This window comes from Rhodomicrobium sp. Az07, from assembly GCF_018619475.1.
Classification (GTDB): Bacteria; Pseudomonadota; Alphaproteobacteria; order Rhizobiales; family Rhodomicrobiaceae; genus Rhodomicrobium.
Genome location: NZ_JAHFZG010000002.1, coordinates 174187 through 191915, shown reverse-complemented (window position 1 = coordinate 191915; position 17729 = coordinate 174187). Strand labels below are relative to the sequence as shown.

The window sequence follows — 17729 nt, the reverse complement described above, 5'->3', positions numbered from 1 at the left end:
GACGCGCCGAACCGCAGCCGCCGCTACCATTTGGCGGGGCGCTTTGGTCTTTTGGAGGGTGGGGCATTAGCAAAGTGCATGTTATTGTGCACTGCAAACGGATCAAAAAGAACGAGACCGGCCCCATGTCCGACGAACGCAAGCCCGACCAGCCCTGGATCTTCCGCACCTACGCGGGACACTCGACGCCCAAAGCGTCGAACGAGCTTTACCTGAAGAATCTGGCGAAGGGGCAAACGGGGCTTTCGGTCGCGTTCGACCTGCCGACGCAGACGGGCTACGATTCCGACCATCCGCTGGCGAAGGGCGAGGTCGGCAAGGTGGGCGTGCCGGTCGCGCATATCGGCGACATGCGCACGCTGCTCGCGGGCATCCCGCTCGGCAAGATGAACACCTCGATGACGATCAACGCGACGGCGGCTTGGATGCTCTCGCTCTACGTCGCCATCGCCGACGAACAGGGCGTGAGCCGCAATCTGCTCACCGGCACGGTGCAGAACGACATCATCAAGGAATATCTCTCGCGCGGCACTTATGTCTTCCCGCCGCAGCCGTCCATGCGCCTCATCAAGGATGTGACCGTCTTCTGTTACCGCGAGGTGCCGAGGTGGAACCCGATGAACGTCTGCTCCTATCATTTGCAGGAAGCGGGCGCGACGCCGGTGCAGGAACTCGCCTATGCGCTCGCCACCGCGCAGGCCGTGCTCGATACGGTGAAGGAAAGCGGCGAAATCCCGGAGGAAGAGTTCGGCCAGGCGTTGGCGCGCGTCTCCTTCTTCGTGAACGCGGGCATGCGCTTCGTCACCGAGATGTGCAAGATGCGCGCGTTCGTGGAACTGTGGGACGAGATCGCCGAGAAGCGCTACGGCGTCACCGATCCGAAACTTCGCCGCTTCCGCTACGGCGTGCAGGTGAATTCGCTCGGCCTTACCGAGCCGCAGCCGGAAAACAACGTCTACCGCATTCTCGTCGAGATGCTGGCCGTGGTCATGTCGAAGAAAGCGCGCGCCCGCGCCGTGCAGCTTCCGGCGTGGAACGAGGCGCTTGGGCTTCCGCGTCCGTGGGATCAGCAATGGTCGCTGCGCATGCAACAGATCGTGGCCTACGAGACCGACCTCCTCGAATATGGCGACATCTTCGACGGCAGCCGCGAGATCGATGCGAAGGTCGAAGCGCTGAAAGCCGAGGCGCGCGACGAGCTGGCGCGCATCGAGGCCATGGGCGGCGCGATTGCGGCCGTCGATTCAAGCTACATGAAGCAGCGGCTCGTCGAGGCGAACGCGGCGCGGCTCCAGAAGATCGAATCCGGCGAGCAGATCGTCGTCGGCGTGAACCGCTGGACTGAAACCGAGCCGTCGCCGCTGTCGGGCGGCACGGGCGGCTCGATCATGACCGTGCCCGAAGGCGTCGAAAGCGAGCAGGTCGAGGCGCTGAAGGCCTGGCGCGCGGCCCGCGATGCGAAGGCGGTCGAGGCGACGCTCGCCGCGCTTCGCCAGGCGGCGCAGGAAGGCCGCAACATCATGGAGCCGTCGATTGCCTGCGCGAAAGCGGGCGTCACGACCGGCGAATGGGGCGACACGCTTCGGCAGGTGTTCGGCGAGTATCGCGCGCCGACCGGTGTTTCGCGCGCCGCAGCGCAAGGGGCCCGCGCAGACCTCGCCACCATCCGGCTGGATGTGGAGCGCGTCTCCGCGAAGCTCGGCCGCAGGCTGAAGCTCCTTGTCGGCAAGCCCGGCCTCGACGGCCATTCCAACGGCGCCGAGCAGATCGCCGTCCGCGCGCGCGACAGCGGCATGGAGGTGGTCTACGAAGGCATCCGCCTGACGCCCGCGCAGATCGTCAACGCGGCGCTGGAAGAAAGCGTGCATATCGTCGGCCTGTCGATCCTGTCGGGCAGCCATGTGCCGCTCGTGCGCGACGTGATGGACCGCATGCGCGCGGCGGGCCTCTCCAACATTCCGGTGGTCGTCGGCGGCATCATCCCGGTGGAAGACGAGGCGACGCTCAAGGCTTGCGGTGTCGCGGCGATCTACACGCCGAAAGACTTCCAGCTCAACGACATCATGGCTGGGCTTGTCCGGCTCACCGATCCGGATCTACGTGTGCTTGCATCCTGAATGCGGCGCAAGCATAGTAAAGCGTTACCGTAGCGGAACGAGAAAGCCCGGCGGGGGTTCTCTCGCTCGAAGCAACCGGGGCGCTTTCGGCACATGCGGATTTCGACACTTACAAGGCCCGACCTTGAGCGCGCACTGCCGGAACTGGCGCGGCTCAGGATCGAAGTTTTCCGGGCCTTTCCATATCTCTATGACGGTTCGCTCGATTACGAGCAGAGCTATCTCGCGTCTTTCGCAGAAGCGACGGACAGCATCGCCGTCGTCGCGGAAGAAGACGGCCGCATCGTCGGCTGCGCGACCGGCTCGGCGCTCGAAGATCATAACGCGCAGTTCGGGGAACCCTTCCGCGCGCGGGGTATCGATGCGGGCCGGATCTTCTATTGCGGCGAGTCGGTGCTTGATCCGGCTTATCGCGGGCGGGGCATCGGCCACGCGTTTTTCGACGCGCGCGAGGCTTATGCGAGAGCGCGCGGCTACAACTCGTCCGCGTTCTGCGCCGTGGTGCGCCCCGATCATCACCCGCTGAAGCCATCCGACTACTCGCCGCTCGATCCGTTCTGGCGGAAGCGCGGATATCGCAAGGCGGACGGGCTGATCGCCACCTTCCATTGGAAGGACATCGATCAGACCGAGGAAACGGCGCATCCCATGCAATTCTGGATACGGAAACTCGACTGATGGCCCGAACCATTCGCATTGCATCGGCGCAGTATCCAATCGATGAACTGACATCGATGGCGGCGTTCGAGGTCAAGCTCGCTCGCTGGGTGGAGCAGGCGGTCGTTCGGGGCGCGCAGTTGCTCGTCTTTCCCGAATACGCTTCGATGGAGTTGGCGCGCATCGCCGGGCGGCATGTTTCTCGCGATCTCCACGCATCGATCGAGGCCATGCAATATTACATCGCCGATTACGAAGCCGCCTATGCGAGCCTCACGAAACGGCATGGCGTTCATATCCTCGCGGGCAGCGCACCGACGCGCCTTGCCGACGGCACCGTCGTGAACCGCGCCCGCCTTTTCTGCCCGAACGGCGAAACCGGCAGCCAGCAGAAGCTGATCCTCACGCGGTCGGAGGTGGAAGACTGGGGCATCGACGCGGGTTCGGGCCTGTGCGTGTTCGACATCGGCCTCGCGAAGATCGGCATCGCCATCTGCTACGATTCCGAATTTCCGCTGATCGCGCGCGCGCTGTGCAACGCCGGCGCCGAAGTGATCCTCGTACCCTCCTGCACGGAAACGGCCTATGGCTACTACCGCGTGCGCAACGCGTGTGCGGCAAGAGCGCTCGAAAATCAGGTCTACGTCGTGCAATCCTGCACGGTGGGCGACGCGGAGTGGTCGGCTGCGGTCGACCAGAATGCGGGCGCGGCCGGATTTTTCGCGCCATCGGACCCGCTGTTTTCGTCGCCGTCCGGCGTGCTTGAGGAAGGCCCGATGAACGCGAGCCAGTGGGTTTTCGCGACGCTCGACCTCGACCTTCTGACCGAGGTGCGAAAGCACGGCGATGTTTTCAACGCCCGCGACTGGGACTTGCAGCCCGGCGCGCCGGACCTTCCGCAAGCCAAGGTCGTGACTTTCAAATAAGGTGCTTCCCGCCGAAACGCGCCTTCCAATCACCCGAACTTATAGCGTCGCGCAGAAATGCCCTCATGTTCAGGCATGAGGCTTGCACGGTGCGTCAAGGCGAAGCATTGTGCGCCCGCACCCGACTCACGCCTGCCGTCAGGAGAAACGATGGCCATCCATGTCGCGCTGACCCATCGGACAGAATACGATTACGACCGTCTGATCGGGCTGGGCCCGCAGGTCGTGAGGTTACGCCCGGCGCCTCACTGCCGCACGCCGATCCTGTCCTACTCGCTCGGCATCACGCCGGAAGAGCACTTCATCAACTGGCAGCAGGATCCGTTCGGCAACTATCTGGCGCGGCTCGTCTTTCCTGAAAGGACGCGCGAATTCAAGGTGGTGGTGGATCTCGTGGCGGACATGGCCACGATCAACCCCTTCGACTTCTTCGTCGAGGAATCCGCGCAGAGCTGGCCCTTCGACTACGACGCCGCGCTGAAGGAAGAACTCGCGCCCTATCTCAAGGCGGGCGCGCCGGGGCCGCTTCTGAAGGACTATGTCGCCGGGGTGAAGTTCCAAGGGGGAACATCCCTCGATTTCATCTGGGCGCTGAATTTGCAGCTCCAGAAGGATATTGCCTATCTGATACGCATGGAGCCCGGCGTTCAGACGCCTGAGGAGACGCTTGCAAAGCGCTCCGGCTCGTGCCGCGACTCGGGTTGGCTGCTCGTCCACATCATGCGGCAATTTGGCCTCGCCGCGCGCTTCGTGTCTGGCTACCTCATCCAGTTGAAGGCGGATCAGAAGTCGCTCGACGGGCCGTCCGGCACCGAGGTGGATTTCACCGACCTGCATGCCTGGGCGGAGGTATATCTTCCCGGCGCGGGCTGGATCGGCCTCGATCCGACATCCGGCCTGTTCGCGGGCGAAGGCCACATCCCGCTTGCCGCTACGCCCTCGCCGCAAAGCGCCGCGCCCATTTCCGGCGAGCATGACGAGGCGGAGGTGACGTTCGGCTTCGACATGCAGGTGCAGCGCATCTACGAAAGCCCGCGTGTGACGCTGCCTTATTCGGATGACCAGTGGAAGGCCATCGCGGCCGCGGGGCACGAGGTCGACCGGCGGCTCGATGAAGGCGACGTGCGCCTGTCGATGGGCGGCGAGCCGACCTTCGTCTCCATCGACGACGTCGACGGCGCGGAGTGGAACACCGACGCCGTCGGCCCGACCAAGCGCCGCTATGCCGAAAACCTGATCCGTCGCCTGCGCGACCGCTTCGCACCCGGCGGCCTCCTCCATTACGGGCAGGGCAAGTGGTATCCGGGCGAGCAGCTTCCGCGCTGGTCTTTCTCCGTTTACTGGCGCGACGACGGCCACCCTCTCTGGGAAAACGAAGCGCATATCGACCACGAAATTCCCTTGAAGCCGGCGACACAGGAAGATGCGGGCCGCTTCGTGGAAGTGCTGGCGGAACAACTCGGTCTTCCCGTCGATGCTGCCGTCCCGGCGTATGAAGATCCGGCGCATTTTCTCCTCATCGAGCAGAAGCTGCCGATCAACGTCGAACCCGAGGACAACAAGCTCGAAGACCCGCAAGAGCGCGACCGCGTCATCCGCGTGTTCGAGCGCGGGCTCGACAAGCCGTCCGGCTACGTCATGCCGATTCAGGTGTGGCACAGTCAGGCGCGCGGCCGCACATGGGTGACGGAAAAGTGGAACTTCCGGCGTCGGCGGCTCTATCTCATGCCGGGCGATTCGCCGGTGGGCTATCGCCTGCCGCTGTCGTCCACGCCCTACATCGTGCCGTCGAACTATCCGCATGTCATCCCGACCGATCCCTTCGCGGCGCGCGCCTCCATGCCGTCGCGCGAGGTGCTTCTTCGCAGCAGACGCGATGCGGTAACGCTGCTCACGCCTCCTGCTCCGGACGTGCCGCTTGTGCCCACGGAAGTTCTCGGCAGTGTCCGCACCGCGCTCGCCATCGAGCCGCGCGACGGGCATCTGTGCCTGTTCATGCCGCCGCTCGCCGATGCGGAGGACTACGCGGCCCTTGCCGCCGCCATCGAGGAAACCGCGAAGATCACCGGCCAGCCTGTTCACATCGAGGGCTATCATCCGCCGCACGATCCACGCCTCAACGTTATCAAGGTCACGCCCGATCCCGGCGTCATCGAGGTGAACATTCAGCCTGCCTCGAACTGGGACGAGGCGGTGAACATCACCGAAATCCTGTATGAGGAAGCGCGGCTCGCGCGGCTCGGCACCGAGAAGTTCATGATCGACGGCCGCCACACGGGCACCGGCGGCGGCAACCATATCGTGCTGGGCGCGAAGACGCCCGCCGACAGCCCCTTCCTGCGCCGCCCGGATCTGCTCGCCAGCATCATCACTTACTGGCAGAACCACCCGTCGCTGTCCTATCTGTTTTCGGGCCTGTTCATCGGGCCGACAAGCCAGGCGCCGCGCATCGATGAGGCGCGCAACGACTCGCTCTACGAAATGGAAATCGCTCTCAGCCAGATCCCGGACAAGGATTACGGCTGGATCCCGTCATGGCTCGTGGACCGCGTCTTCCGCAATTTGCTCATCGACTCGTCGGGTAACACGCACCGCGCGGAAATCTGCATCGACAAGCTCTATTCGCCGGATTCGGCGACGGGGCGCCTCGGCCTCGTCGAGTTCCGCAACTTCGAAATGCCGCCGCATGCGCAGATGAGCCTCGCGCAGCAGCTTCTGCTTCGCGCGCTGATCGCGTGGTTCTGGGAGAAGCCCTACAAGCGCAAGCTGATCCCGTGGGGCACGGAGCTGCACGACCGCTTCATGCTGCCGGATTTCGTCTGGGCCGACTTCAAGGACGTGATCGCGGACCTGAAGGACGCAGGGCTGCCGGTCGAGGCCGAGTGGTTCGCGCCGCATTTCGAGTTCCGCTTCCCGCTTTACGGCGGCGTGGATTATCAGGGAATCGAGATCGAGCTTCGGCAAGCGCTGGAGCCGTGGCACGTGCTGGGAGAGGAAGGCGCGCCGGGCGGCACCGTCCGCTATGTGGATTCGTCGCTCGAACGCCTTCAGGTGAAGGTGAAGGGCAATCTCGGCAACCGCTATCAGGTGCTCTGCAACGGCGTGACCGTGCCGCTGAGGCCCACGGGGACGCATGGCGAGACCGTCGCCGGCGTTCGCTTCCGTGCGTGGTGGCCCTCAAGCTGTCTCCAGCCGACGATCGCGCCGCATACGCCGCTTGTGTTCGACCTGTACGACAGCCACGCCGGGCGCTCGGTTGGCGGCTGCCGCTATCACGTCGCGCATCCGGGCGGCCGCGCGCACGAAACCTTCCCGGTCAATGCGCTCGAAGCCGAAACGCGTCGCCTCGCGCGCTTCGAGCTTTACGGGCATACGCCGGGCGCATCGCAGCCCCATAATCCGGGGCCGAACCCGAGCTTCCCGCATACGCTCGACCTGCGGCGCGTCGGGTTTTAACTTCGTCGCGGACGGTTATTCCGTCCGCCGTTCATGCGCTTCCCCGAACGCGACCATAGGCCGGAGCGGCGAACCGTTATAAGCTGAGAGCAAACGTGAAGTCGCTCCGATGGACCAGATCAACATCGCCCCGCCGCCATTCTTCGATCCCGCCGCCTTGCGCGATGAGCTTTCATCCTATTGGAAGCAGAGCGCGGACAATCCCGCGCAGATGCGGCCGCGCGTGGTATCCCGCCTGAAGGAGTTGAAGGCGACCGCGCAGACGCAAGCCGAGGCGCTGTTGATGCGCACGGGCGACGGGCGGGCCTGTGCGGCTGCACTCGCGCTTTTTCAGGACGAGCTGATCAAGCTCATCTACGACTTCTCGACACGCTACCTCTATCGCGCGCAGAACCCGTCCGCCGCGGAGCACATGGCACTTGTCGCCACCGGCGGTTACGGTCGCGGGCTGATGGCTCCGAAATCGGACGTCGATCTGCTGTTCCTGCTGCCCTACAAGCAGACGGCCTGGGGCGAAAGCATCGTCGAATCCGTGCTCTATTTCCTTTGGGATCTCGGCTACAAGGTCGGCCACGCGACGCGTAACGTCGACCAGACGCTGAAAGCCGCGCAGTCCGACATGACGATCCGCACGGCCCTGCTCGACGCGCGGCTCATTCACGGCGAGGCGGTGCTTTTCAATCAGATGTGGTCGCGCTTCGTCGCCAGCGTCGTGAGCGGCACGAAGCGGGAGTTCATCGCGGCGAAGCTCGCCGAGCGCGAGGAGCGCCTGAAGCGGGCGGGCCAATCGCGCTATCGCGTCGAGCCGAACATCAAGGAAGGCAAGGGCGGGCTTCGCGATCTGAACGTGCTGCACTGGCTAGCGGTGTACCTCAACCCGGCGCGCAACGGCCAGAAGGCCGAACACGCGATCTTCACGCAGAGCGAGGTCGCTACCTTCAACCACTGCGAAGCCTTCCTTTGGACGGTTCGCTGCCACCTGCATTTTCTCACGGGGAAGGTGGAGGAGCGGCTTTCCTTCGACGTGCAGCCCGACATGGCACGGCGGCTCCGCTATCACGAGCGCCGCGGTCTGCTCGCCGTCGAACGGTTCATGAAACACTACTTCCTGATTGCCAAGGACGTCGGCGATCTCACGCGAACCGTTTGTTCCAGCCTCGAACTGCGGCAATTGAAGAGCGTGCCGACGCTCAGTGACTTCGTCGGCGCGCTGCCGTGGAGCCCGCAGGCCAAGATCGCGGCGACCACCGATTTCCGTCTCGACAACCGGCGTCTGAACGTCAAGCAGCCGGACGCTTTCAGAAAAGATCCGCTGAACCTGATCCGCTTCTTCATCGAGGCCGAACGGGAAAATCTGCTGATGCACCCCGAGGCGCTGCGCCTCATCCGGGCGTCGCTGAAGCTGATCGACGACGACTTCCGCAGGAACCGTGAAGCGAATCGCCTTTTCCTCGATCTGCTCACCTCGCGTGAGGCGCCGGAAACCTCGCTCCGCTACATGAACGAATCGGGCGTGCTCGGTCGCTTCATTCCCGAGTTCGGCCGCTGCGTGGCAATGATGCAATTCAACATGTATCACCACTACACAGTCGACGAGCATACTCTTCAGGCGATCGGCATCCTCTCGCGGATCGAAAATGGCGAATTCGGCAAGGAGCTTCCGCTCTCGACCGAAATCATCAACGACATCCAGAACCGCAACGCGCTTTATGTGGCGCTTCTCATGCACGACGTGGCGAAGGCGGTCGAGGGCGATCATTCGATCGTCGGCGCACAATTGGCCCGGATGCTCGCGCTGCGCCTCGGCCTGTCGGCGGCCGAAGCGGAAACCGCTGCCTGGCTCGTCCAGCATCACCTCGTGATGAGCCAGACGGCGCAGAGCCGCGACATCTCCGACCCGCAGACTATCCGCAACTTCGCCGATCTCGTGCAGAGCCCGGAGCGGCTGAAGCTTTTGCTGCTGCTGACCGTCGCCGATATCCGCGCCGTCGGCCCCGGCGTCTGGAATGGCTGGAAGGGCCAGCTTCTGCGCCAGCTCTATTACGATACCGAGCCGCTTCTCGCGGGCGGCCATACGCGCGTGCCGCGTCAGGCGCGCATCGCGGCCGCGAAGTCGAGGCTCCGGGAGGCCCTGTCCGACTGGGCCGCAACCGATGTCGACCGCTTCATAGAGCGTCACGAGCCCGACTACTGGGTTCGCACGGATCTCGAACGGCAGATCCTGCATGCGAGCCTGATCCGCCGGTTCGAGACGGAAGCCGCGCCGCTCGTCTACGATGTCCGCTGTTGCGACATCGTCCGTCCGATCCCGGAGCTGACCTTCGTCACGGACGACCATCCGCGCCTTCTGATGCAAAGCGCGGGCGCCTGCGCGGCCTCCGGTGCAAGCATCGCGTCGGCCCAGATCGCGACGACGCGCGACGGGCTGGCCCTCGACACGCTGCTGTTCCAGCGGAAGTTCGTCGACGACCACGAGGAAATCTCGCAGTGCGAGAAGATCGGGCGCTCGATCACGGATGTCGTCTCTGGCGCGCGGGTGCTTGACGAGGCGAAGGTTCGCTCGATCCGCAAGATGCCGAAGGTCGACGCGTTCACCGTGCCGCCGGACATCGTGATCGACAATACCGCATCGCGGGAAACGACCGTCATCGAGGTGCATGCGCTGGATCGTCCGGGCCTGCTTTACGACCTCGCGCGGGGCTTCGACGAACTCGGCCTCGACATCGCATCGGCGCATATCGCGACCTTCGGTGAAAAGGCGGTGGACGTGTTTTACGTGACAGGGCCGGGGAACCAGAAGGTGACGGACGAGGAGACCAAGAGCAGGATACGCGCGCAAATTCGCGACCTTCTCGAAGAGTGAGGGAAGACGCCATGCTCCATGCCGACGCGACGGCCGCGCTGGCCGAATATGCAAGGTTATTTCCCGGCGAAGACATCGGCGCCGTGCGAGACTACTTGGCGAGACACCCCGGCGACATTCTCAGGAGCAACGCCGCCGGCCACGTAACGGCGAGCGGCCTCGTGTTTGACGGCAGCGCCCTTCTGCTGATCTTTCACAAGAAGCTTGAGCGCTTCTTGCAGCCTGGAGGCCATGTCGAAAGCGAAGACGCATCCATCCACGATGCGGCAGGGCGGGAGGTGCTGGAAGAGACGGGCCTCACCGTCGCGCCGTCGCCACTGTTTCCGGGCCGCGTCCCTTTCAACATCGACGCGCACATCATTCCCGCGCGTCCGGAGCGCGACCAGCACGAGCACTGGCATTACGACTTCCAATACCTGTTCGCGCCCTGCGGCGGCGACATCTGCATCGATGAAAGCGAGGCCGGGGCGTATCGCTGGGTATCAATCGACGCGGACTTCGAGAACGTCGGCTTGAATAACGCCGCCAGAAAACTGAGAGCGCTCCTCGCGGGCGGGGATGCACCGGAGAAACCCGCATCATGAAAAACGCGAAAGCGCCACGGCACGACGAGACACGGCGCCAGCCCCGCGCCCCTGCCAGAGGCGGGTTTGTGAGGCTCGCGGCGGGCGAAACGCTCTACGGCTTGCATTCTGTCGAAGCGGCGCTGGCCAACCCGAAGCGGAGAATCCTTCATGCGTGGCTGACGGAGAACGCCGCTGCCCGGCTGCGCCCGCTGATCGATGCGCGAAAGATCGCCGTGACGCTCGCGCTGCCCGCCGACCTGGACGGGCTGACCGGACCGGGCGCGGTGCATCAGGGCGCTGTGCTCCATGTCGAACCGCTCGCCCAGCCGGGCCTCGACGATTTTCTCGACGCGCTTGGCGATGCGCCCGCGACGGTGGTCATCCTCGATCAGGTTACGGACCCGCACAATGTCGGCGCGGTGATCCGCTCGGCGGCGGCGTTCGGCATCGGCGCGATGATCGTGCAGGATCGTCATTCGCCGCCGCTGACCGCCACGCTGGCGAAGTCCGCGTCCGGCGGGCTGGAGCATGTGCCGGTGATCGAGGTGGTGAACCTGTCGCGCGTGCTGGAAAAGCTGAAGGAGCGCGATTTCTTCTGCATCGGCTTCGATTCCGAAGGGGCGCAGCCTTTCGATGCGGCGCTCGCGGGCGGGCCGCGCGTGGCATTCGTGTTCGGCGCCGAGGACAAGGGACTGCGGCGGCTCGTGCGCGAGGGCTGCGACGTGATCGCGGCGCTGGCCGCACCCGGCCCGATCAAGAGTCTCAACGTTTCGAACGCCGCCGCCATCGTGTTTCATGCGCGCGCGAAAGAACGGGGGGAAGCGCAATGACCCCGATCATGTACGGCATCAAGAACTGCTCGACCGTGAAGAAAGCGCGCGCGTGGCTCGAAGAGCGCGGCGTGGACCATGCCTTTCACGACTACAAGACTGCTGGGGCGGACGAAGCGCTCGTCCGCCGCTTCGTGAAGGAGCATGGCTGGGAAGCGCTGCTCAACCGCGCAGGGACGACGTTTCGCAAGCTTCCGGACGCCGACAAGGAAAACATCGATGAGACCAAGGCGGTGGCGCTGATGCTGGCGAATCCGTCGATCATCAAGCGGCCGGTGCTTGACCTCGGCGAGAAGACGCTCGTCGGCTTCAAGCCGGAGGTCTATGACGCGGCGTTGCCAGCCACCAGAGACGCGCGAACGTTGTCGGGGGAATAGGGCGGTAAGAACAAGAGCCTTGCCCCGGCCTTGCGGATCGCCTGCCGGACGGCCTTGCCCTCATGGCCGCGGGCGCAAATTGCTGTTCGGTGCAGGCGCGTAAACGCGTTATGTACACCCCGCACGCGGCAAGCTCCGCCTTCCCGGCGTGCAGCGAGAGATGCGGAGTCTGTTTGAGAATTAGATTGTCGTATCATTATCACATAAATATGATCGTATGCAATGAAGCGTAGTCGAGTTCAAGGTGGGACCGAACTCATGAATAGCCGCGCATCGTGGTTCGCGGGCTCTTGTATGGTCGTGTGCCTGTTCGCCGCGTCTTCGCCCTCCCTTGCCGGTTGCGAGCCCAGTGTGAGCGTCGAGCCGGTCAGTGCGGGGCTTTCGCGGATTTCAGTCGCCGCTCCCTGCTTTCCGAGTGGGCGAGTTCAGGTGCGCTACGACAGCCTCACGCTCGTTCGGGCGCTCGACGAAAACGGCGCGCTTACCTTGCTGTTCGACTGTTATCTCGGCGAAAAGCCGCCGCTCAAATTAACTTTTCCCGATGGGTCGGAAGTTCAGACGCAGCTCAGAACGATCGATCTGGAACGCGTGACGAAGGTTGCGCTCCTCTGGCGCGGCCGCGCCAACCTCGATCTCCATGCGTTCGAATATGCCGCCGATTTCAGTGACGTCGGGCATGTCTGGGCGGGCGCGCCTTCGAGCCGATGGCAGGCGGAGGAGCGGCGGAGGCGCGACAACCGCGGTCACGGCCTGATGACGAGCGCTGCGGAAGGCACCGGCGAAGGCGACCAGCTCGAAGTCTACACTTTCATTCACGAAACGGGTCAGGCCTCGGGCGTGGTCAAGCTCGCCCTCGATTACGAAAGTCGCGCGCGGATCCCGCAAGAGCCCGACAGCTGCGGAACCGGGCTTTACGCAGATCTCGAATACCGCGTCACCGTCTGGCGGCCGAACGGCAGCGCTTCGCGCATGCGGGGCTCTTTCGCGCCGCTTCCCTGCGGGCAACCGACCGACCCGAACGCCCGCTACAGTTCCAAGGCCCTCCCGCAACTCATCCTCACCCGCTGATCCAATTCGAAACGCCTATCGGCCCAAGGTTCTCGAGGTTTCCATGTCCATCCGAAATGCTTGCCGAGCCAGCGCATCGGCCCTGGTCCTTGCCGCGTCCTTCGCACCCGTGAACGCGGAGGATGTCACTCTCACCCTTCGCGGCGGCGGCCTGACCGTGATCGGCGAGCTTGTCGCCGCCGACTCTTCATCCTTCGTGATCCGGTCCGACAAATTCGGCATGATGGCGCTGGAAAGCGCGAAGTTCGAATGCACCGGCCCATCCTGTCCGAAGCCTCTGATCGCCACGCTTGGAATTCACGGCTCGAACACCATCGGCGCGCAGCTCATGCCGAGCACCGTGGAACGCTTTGCCGAGGAGGAGGGATTCGTCGCGGAAAAGGTCGTCGGCTCCGATCCGGAGGAAGTGGTGTTCAAGCTTTCCGACGCCAGCGGGAAGGATGTCGCCATCGTCGACCTCAAGTCGCACGGAACGGGCACCGCGCCCAAAGGACTGATCGAAGGCAAGGCCCAGATCGGCGCCATGTCGCGACCCATCAAGGCCGATGAAGCCAAGGCCGTCGCCGCCGCGGGTATCCCGCTCAAGACGCATGTCTTCGCGCTCGATGGCATCGTGGTGTTCGTTTCGCCGAACAATCCGGTGAAGACGTTGAGCCTCGAACAGATCGCCAAGATCTTTTCGGGCGATATCAAGGACTGGAAAGAGGTCGGCGGCAATCCCGGCCCGATCCACATATACGCGCGCGATGCCAAATCCGGCACCTACGACACCTTCAACAGCCTCGTGCTCTCGCCCCTCAAGCTGAAACTGGCGCCAGGCGCCAAGCGCTTCGAATCGAGCCCCGACCTTTCGGACGAGACCGCGCGCGATCCGAACGGGATCGGCTTTTCGGGCTTTGCCTATATCCGCAACGCGAAGCCGCTCGCGGTCGCTTCGAGTTGCGGGATCGTCTCCTCGCCGGATGTCTTTTCGGTGAAGACCGAAGAATATCCCCTTTCGCGCCGTCTCTATCTCTACAGCGGCAAAACCGGGCCGCTCGGCGACAAGCTCCTCGCCTATGCGCTCTCGGACAAGGCGCAGGACATCATTTCCGGTGCCGGTTTCATCAACCAGCACATCGATCTTCAGACGTTCGACCAGCAGGCCGGGCGCGTCTGGCCCGCTTTTCTGGTCGCCGAGAAGGACTTCAGTTTCGCCCTCATGCGCGATCTGACGGGCGACGTGAAGTCGGGCCGGCGCCTGTCGGTGAACTTCCGCTTCAGCAGGAACTCCGCGGCTCTGGACGACAAGGCGATGCAGGACATTCCGCGCCTTGCGCGCTTCCTCAACAGCGAGGTGAGCGGCAAGGATTTGCTTCTCCTCGGCTTCACGGACGGGACAGGCGCTTTCGAGACGAACAAGGCGCTTTCGCTCAATCGCGCGACGAGCTTCAAGAATGCCCTCGTCGCGGAAGGCGTGCCGGCCAACAGGATCACCGTCAAAGGATATGGAAGTCTTCTGCCGGTGGGATGCAACACGTCGGAAGCGGGTCAGAACGCGAACCGCCGCGTTGAGGTCTGGATCAAGGATTGACGCAACGCTGATTCTGAGAGAAGCCGCTGTCAAATGGCGGCGGCGGCCTCTTCATAGGCGAGCGACGCCTCGAACCACGCATCCTCGGCGGCCTTGAGATCCTTCAGCAAGGCCGCGCGGTCGAGCGTGAGATCGCGCGCCTTGTCCGGCTCGCGCTCGTAAAGCGTGTGATCGGCAAGCCGCGCGTCGATGGCCGCCATCTTCTTCTGGAGATCGTGAACCCACTTTTCGAGGTCGGTCATCTGCTTCTTGAGCGGTGCGAGTTCGGCGCGGCGCTGCGCGGTCTGGCGGCGCTCCTCCTCACGGCTCTTCTTCGCCTCCGCCGGGCGCTCGCCGCCGGAGCCGCTCCTTGCGGCCTGCCTCGCCGCAGCAAGGCTTTCCGCGCGATAGCTTTCGAGGTCGCCGTCATAGGGCGCCACCGTGCCGTTGCGGACAACCCACAGGCGATCCACCGTCGCTTCCAGCAAATGCCGGTCATGGCTGATGAGGATCACAGCGCCTTCGTAGTCGTTCAGCGCGTGGATCAGCTCCTCGCGGCTGTCGACGTCGAGATGGTTCGTCGGCTCGTCGAGGATGAGGAGATGCGGCGCGTGGAACGTGGCGAGCGCGAACAGAAGCCGCGCCTTCTCGCCGCCGGACAGCTTCTCCGACGCCGTGTCCGCCTTGTCCGCGCCGAAGCCGATGGACGCCACCTTCGCGCGCTTCTGCGACTCCGTTGCGTCGGGCATGAGTTCGGCGATGTGATCGTAAGCCGAAAGCTTAGGCCGAAGCTCGTCGAGCTGATGCTGTGCGAAATAGCCGTATTCGAGCTTGTTCGACCCGCGCCGCTGGCCTTCGAGGGGGGCGAGCTTGCCGCAAAGCAGCTTCGCGAGGGTCGACTTCCCGTTGCCGTTCGCGCCGAGCAGCCCCACGCGGTCGTCGGCGTCGAGGCGCAAATTGATGCCGCGCAGGATCGGGCGCTCGGGGTCGTAGCCGACGCTCGCGCCCTCGATGCGGATGAGCGGGTTCGCGAGCGGGCGCTCCGGGGACGGAAAGCGGAACGGCACCACCTGCGCGTCGACCTCGGCGGCGATGGGCTGAAGCTTCGCCAGCGCCTTGAGGCGGCTTTGCGCCTGCTTCGCCTTCGTGGCCTTCGCCCGGAAGCGCTCCACGAACGCCTCCATGTGGCGGCGCTGGTCGTCCTGGCTCTTTTTCAGCTTCAGTTGCAGGCGTTGTTGTTCGCGGCGCGTCTCCTCGAAGCGGTCGTAACCGCCGGAATAAAGCGATAGGCGCTTCTCCGTCAGATGCAGGATGCTGTCGACCGCGTTGTTCAGCAGATCGCGGTCGTGGCTGACGATCAGGACAGTATAGGGATAGTTCGCGATGAAATCTTCGAGCCAGAGCACGCCTTCGAGGTCGAGATAGTTTGTCGGCTCGTCGAGAAGAAGGATGTCGGGCGCGGCGAACAGCGCCCCCGCCAGCGCGACGCGCATGCGCCATCCGCCCGAAAACTCGCTGCACGAGCGCTGCTGCGCCGCCTCGTCGAAGCCGAGCCCCGACAGGATGCGCGCGGCGCGAGACGGTGCGGAATGCGCGTCGAGGTCGGAAAGGCGCGTGTGAATTTCGCCGATGCGATGCGGATCGTGCGCCGTCTCGGCCTCGGCGGCGAGCGTCGCAAGTTCGGTATGCGCGGCGAGCACCGTTTCGAGCAGCGTTTCCGGGCCGCCCGGCGCTTCCTGCGAAACATGCGCGAGGCGCGCATTCTTCGGGAAGCCGATGCTTCCGCCATCGGGCGCGATCTCGCCGGCGATCAGGCGCAGAAGCGTCGTCTTGCCGGTGCCGTTGCGCCCGACGAGGCCGACCTTGTGCCCTTCCGGAATCGCCGCCGTGGCGTTCTCGAACAGCGGCCGCCCCTCGATGCGGTATGAAAGTTCATTGATATGCAGCATGCGCAGACCATGCTGCGGTTACGGCGCTTGCGCAAGCCTCTGCTTGCGGGCATGAGCGACCTTCGCGCGTCGCCGTGCCGTTCGGATGCCCCCTACGGGCACGGGGCTTGAACTCCCGCGCGGAAAAGTGGTTTATTGGCCACAGCTAGTGGAGCGAAATTGACATTTGAGTTCCGGTTGCAGCGGGTTCTCGCTCAAATGTCAATTTCTGAAGCTCCACTAGAACTATGGTGTTGCTAGTGGTCCTTTCGATCCCGACATTTGCTCGCAAGCCTGCTGCAAAGGGATGCAAATGTCGGGATCGGACCACTAGAAGCCCACACACGCAAGTTTCGCCGCCGGGGGAGCAAAATCGCTCGGGGCCCACAATATTGAGCGGCATGTTATCTGAGCCTCCATCCATAGAATCGACACCCGGCCCCAAAACGGCAACGAGCGGCGAGCGCTGGAAAAGCTTCGAAGTCTCGCCCGGCGACCCGGACACGCGGTTGCTCGTCCTGTGCGATCACGCGACGAACCTGCTGCCGCCCGAATACGGCACGCTCGGCCTCGACGATGTCCAACTCAACCGACACATCGCCTATGACATCGGCGCGCTCGGCGTCGCGCGCGAGATCGGCCGCCGCCTCCGCGCCACCGTCATTTCGACGCGCTTCTCGCGGCTTCTCATCGATCCCAATCGCGGGGAAGACGATCCGACGCTCATCATGCGCATTTCCGATGGCGCGCTCGTTCCGGGCAATACCCATGTCGACGAGGCCGAGATGGCGCGGCGCATGCGGGCGTATTTCCAGCCCTACCACGCCGCCATTGCCGCCGAGATCGACGCCATGCTTGCGCGCGACAAGATCCCCGTCATCTTTTCCATGCACAGCTTCACGAATGTCTGGCGCGGAATCCCGCGCAAATGGCACGCGGCCGTGCTGTGGGATAGCGATCCGCGCCTGCCCATCCCCACGCTGAAACAGCTCCGCGAGCGCACCGGCCTCGAAATCGGCGACAACGAGCCTTATTCCGGGCATCTGCGCAACGACACCATCTTCCGCCACGCAACGCTGCGCGGCCTGCCGAACGTGCTCGTCGAGGTCCGCCAGGATCTCATCCGCGATGAGGCCGGGCAGATCGAATGGGCCGCGATCCTCGCCGACAGCCTTGCCGCGATTCTCGCCGATCCGGCGCACGCCGAGCCGCTGTCGCGCCTCGAATATCATGAATCGCGCTCGGACATGGAAGCCGACCGCGTCATGGAGCGCGTGGAAAAAGGCGACGTGGAAATCGCAAGCGGCGAGGAATAGTCGTCGACGCTGCCTTCGACTTGCAGCCGGCACGAGCAATCAAATCGCGGTTCCGTGTGTTCTCTTCGAAACC

The 17729-nt window shown here is 64.1% G+C and carries 12 protein-coding genes; 11 read left to right on the top strand and 1 reads right to left on the bottom strand.

Annotated features, from left to right (window positions below):
- The first annotated feature begins 125 nt into the window (after positions 1–125).
- The 10 genes from KKP04_RS02435 to KKP04_RS02385 all read left to right on the top strand — a co-directional run bounded on the left by KKP04_RS02435 (position 126) and on the right by KKP04_RS02385 (position 14433).
- Positions 126–2117: a protein meaA gene (locus tag KKP04_RS02435; RefSeq protein ID WP_215026124.1), complete on the top strand. Its 1992-nt coding sequence runs from the start codon at positions 126–128 to the stop codon at positions 2115–2117.
- A 93-nt stretch (positions 2118–2210) separates the two neighbouring features.
- Positions 2211–2795, top strand: coding sequence for a GNAT family N-acetyltransferase (locus KKP04_RS02430; protein WP_215026121.1), 585 nt, complete (start codon positions 2211–2213; stop codon positions 2793–2795).
- Positions 2795–3700 (top strand): carbon-nitrogen hydrolase family protein, encoded by a 906-nt coding sequence (locus KKP04_RS02425; protein ID WP_215026118.1) that lies wholly within the window; start codon positions 2795–2797, stop codon positions 3698–3700. Before KKP04_RS02430 ends, KKP04_RS02425 begins: the two co-directional genes overlap by 1 nt.
- 150 nt (positions 3701–3850) lie before the next feature.
- Complete coding sequence (locus KKP04_RS02420; protein WP_215026115.1) at positions 3851–7156, top strand: DUF2126 domain-containing protein; 3306 nt, start codon at positions 3851–3853, stop codon at positions 7154–7156.
- 109 nt (positions 7157–7265) lie between these two features.
- Positions 7266–10019 (top strand): [protein-PII] uridylyltransferase, encoded by a 2754-nt coding sequence (locus KKP04_RS02415; RefSeq protein WP_215026111.1) that lies wholly within the window; start codon positions 7266–7268, stop codon positions 10017–10019.
- 11 nt (positions 10020–10030) lie between these two features.
- Entirely contained in the window at positions 10031–10603 is a 573-nt protein-coding gene (locus tag KKP04_RS02410; protein WP_215026108.1) for an NUDIX hydrolase, read from the top strand.
- Positions 10600–11415: a 23S rRNA (guanosine(2251)-2'-O)-methyltransferase RlmB gene (rlmB, locus tag KKP04_RS02405; RefSeq protein ID WP_215026105.1), complete on the top strand. Its 816-nt coding sequence runs from the start codon at positions 10600–10602 to the stop codon at positions 11413–11415. The genes KKP04_RS02410 and rlmB overlap by 4 nt, the downstream gene beginning before the upstream one ends.
- Positions 11412–11792 carry an ArsC family reductase gene (locus KKP04_RS02400; RefSeq protein ID WP_215026103.1) on the top strand — a complete coding sequence of 127 codons (381 nt, stop codon included), beginning with the start codon at positions 11412–11414 and terminating at the stop codon, positions 11790–11792. The genes rlmB and KKP04_RS02400 overlap by 4 nt, the downstream gene beginning before the upstream one ends.
- A gap of 351 nt (positions 11793–12143) precedes the next feature.
- Positions 12144–12860 (top strand): hypothetical protein, encoded by a 717-nt coding sequence (locus tag KKP04_RS02390; RefSeq protein WP_215026100.1) that lies wholly within the window; start codon positions 12144–12146, stop codon positions 12858–12860.
- A gap of 43 nt (positions 12861–12903) precedes the next feature.
- Positions 12904–14433, top strand: a complete 1530-nt coding sequence (locus KKP04_RS02385; protein ID WP_215026096.1) for a substrate-binding domain-containing protein — start codon at positions 12904–12906, stop codon at positions 14431–14433.
- A gap of 29 nt (positions 14434–14462) precedes the next feature.
- Here the strand turns inward: KKP04_RS02385 and KKP04_RS02380 are convergent, their stop codons facing one another.
- Complete coding sequence (locus tag KKP04_RS02380; protein ID WP_215026094.1) at positions 14463–16361, bottom strand: ABC-F family ATP-binding cassette domain-containing protein; 1899 nt, start codon at positions 16359–16361, stop codon at positions 14463–14465.
- Positions 16362–16741: 380 nt separating this feature from the next.
- On the opposite strand from KKP04_RS02380, the gene KKP04_RS02375 reads away from it, so the two are divergent.
- Complete coding sequence (locus tag KKP04_RS02375) at positions 16742–17656, top strand: N-formylglutamate amidohydrolase (RefSeq protein WP_215026091.1); 915 nt, start codon at positions 16742–16744, stop codon at positions 17654–17656.
- Positions 17657–17729 lie beyond the last annotated feature (73 nt).

Excerpts from the sequence above, each read along its gene's own strand:
- KKP04_RS02435 (WP_215026124.1), top strand. The coding sequence starts at position 126 with ATGTCCGACGAACGCAAGCCCGACCAGCCCTGGATCTTCCGCACCTAC.
- KKP04_RS02430 (WP_215026121.1), top strand. The coding sequence starts at position 2,211 with ATGCGGATTTCGACACTTACAAGGCCCGACCTTGAGCGCGCACTGCCG.
- KKP04_RS02425 (WP_215026118.1), top strand. The coding sequence starts at position 2,795 with ATGGCCCGAACCATTCGCATTGCATCGGCGCAGTATCCAATCGATGAA.
- KKP04_RS02420 (WP_215026115.1), top strand. The coding sequence starts at position 3,851 with ATGGCCATCCATGTCGCGCTGACCCATCGGACAGAATACGATTACGAC.
- KKP04_RS02415 (WP_215026111.1), top strand. The coding sequence starts at position 7,266 with ATGGACCAGATCAACATCGCCCCGCCGCCATTCTTCGATCCCGCCGCC.
- KKP04_RS02410 (WP_215026108.1), top strand. The coding sequence starts at position 10,031 with ATGCTCCATGCCGACGCGACGGCCGCGCTGGCCGAATATGCAAGGTTA.
- rlmB (WP_215026105.1), top strand. The coding sequence starts at position 10,600 with ATGAAAAACGCGAAAGCGCCACGGCACGACGAGACACGGCGCCAGCCC.
- KKP04_RS02400 (WP_215026103.1), top strand. The coding sequence starts at position 11,412 with ATGACCCCGATCATGTACGGCATCAAGAACTGCTCGACCGTGAAGAAA.
- KKP04_RS02385 (WP_215026096.1), top strand. The coding sequence starts at position 12,904 with ATGTCCATCCGAAATGCTTGCCGAGCCAGCGCATCGGCCCTGGTCCTT.
- KKP04_RS02380 (WP_215026094.1), bottom strand. The coding sequence starts at position 16,361 with ATGCTGCATATCAATGAACTTTCATACCGCATCGAGGGGCGGCCGCTG.
- KKP04_RS02375 (WP_215026091.1), top strand. The coding sequence starts at position 16,742 with ATGTTATCTGAGCCTCCATCCATAGAATCGACACCCGGCCCCAAAACG.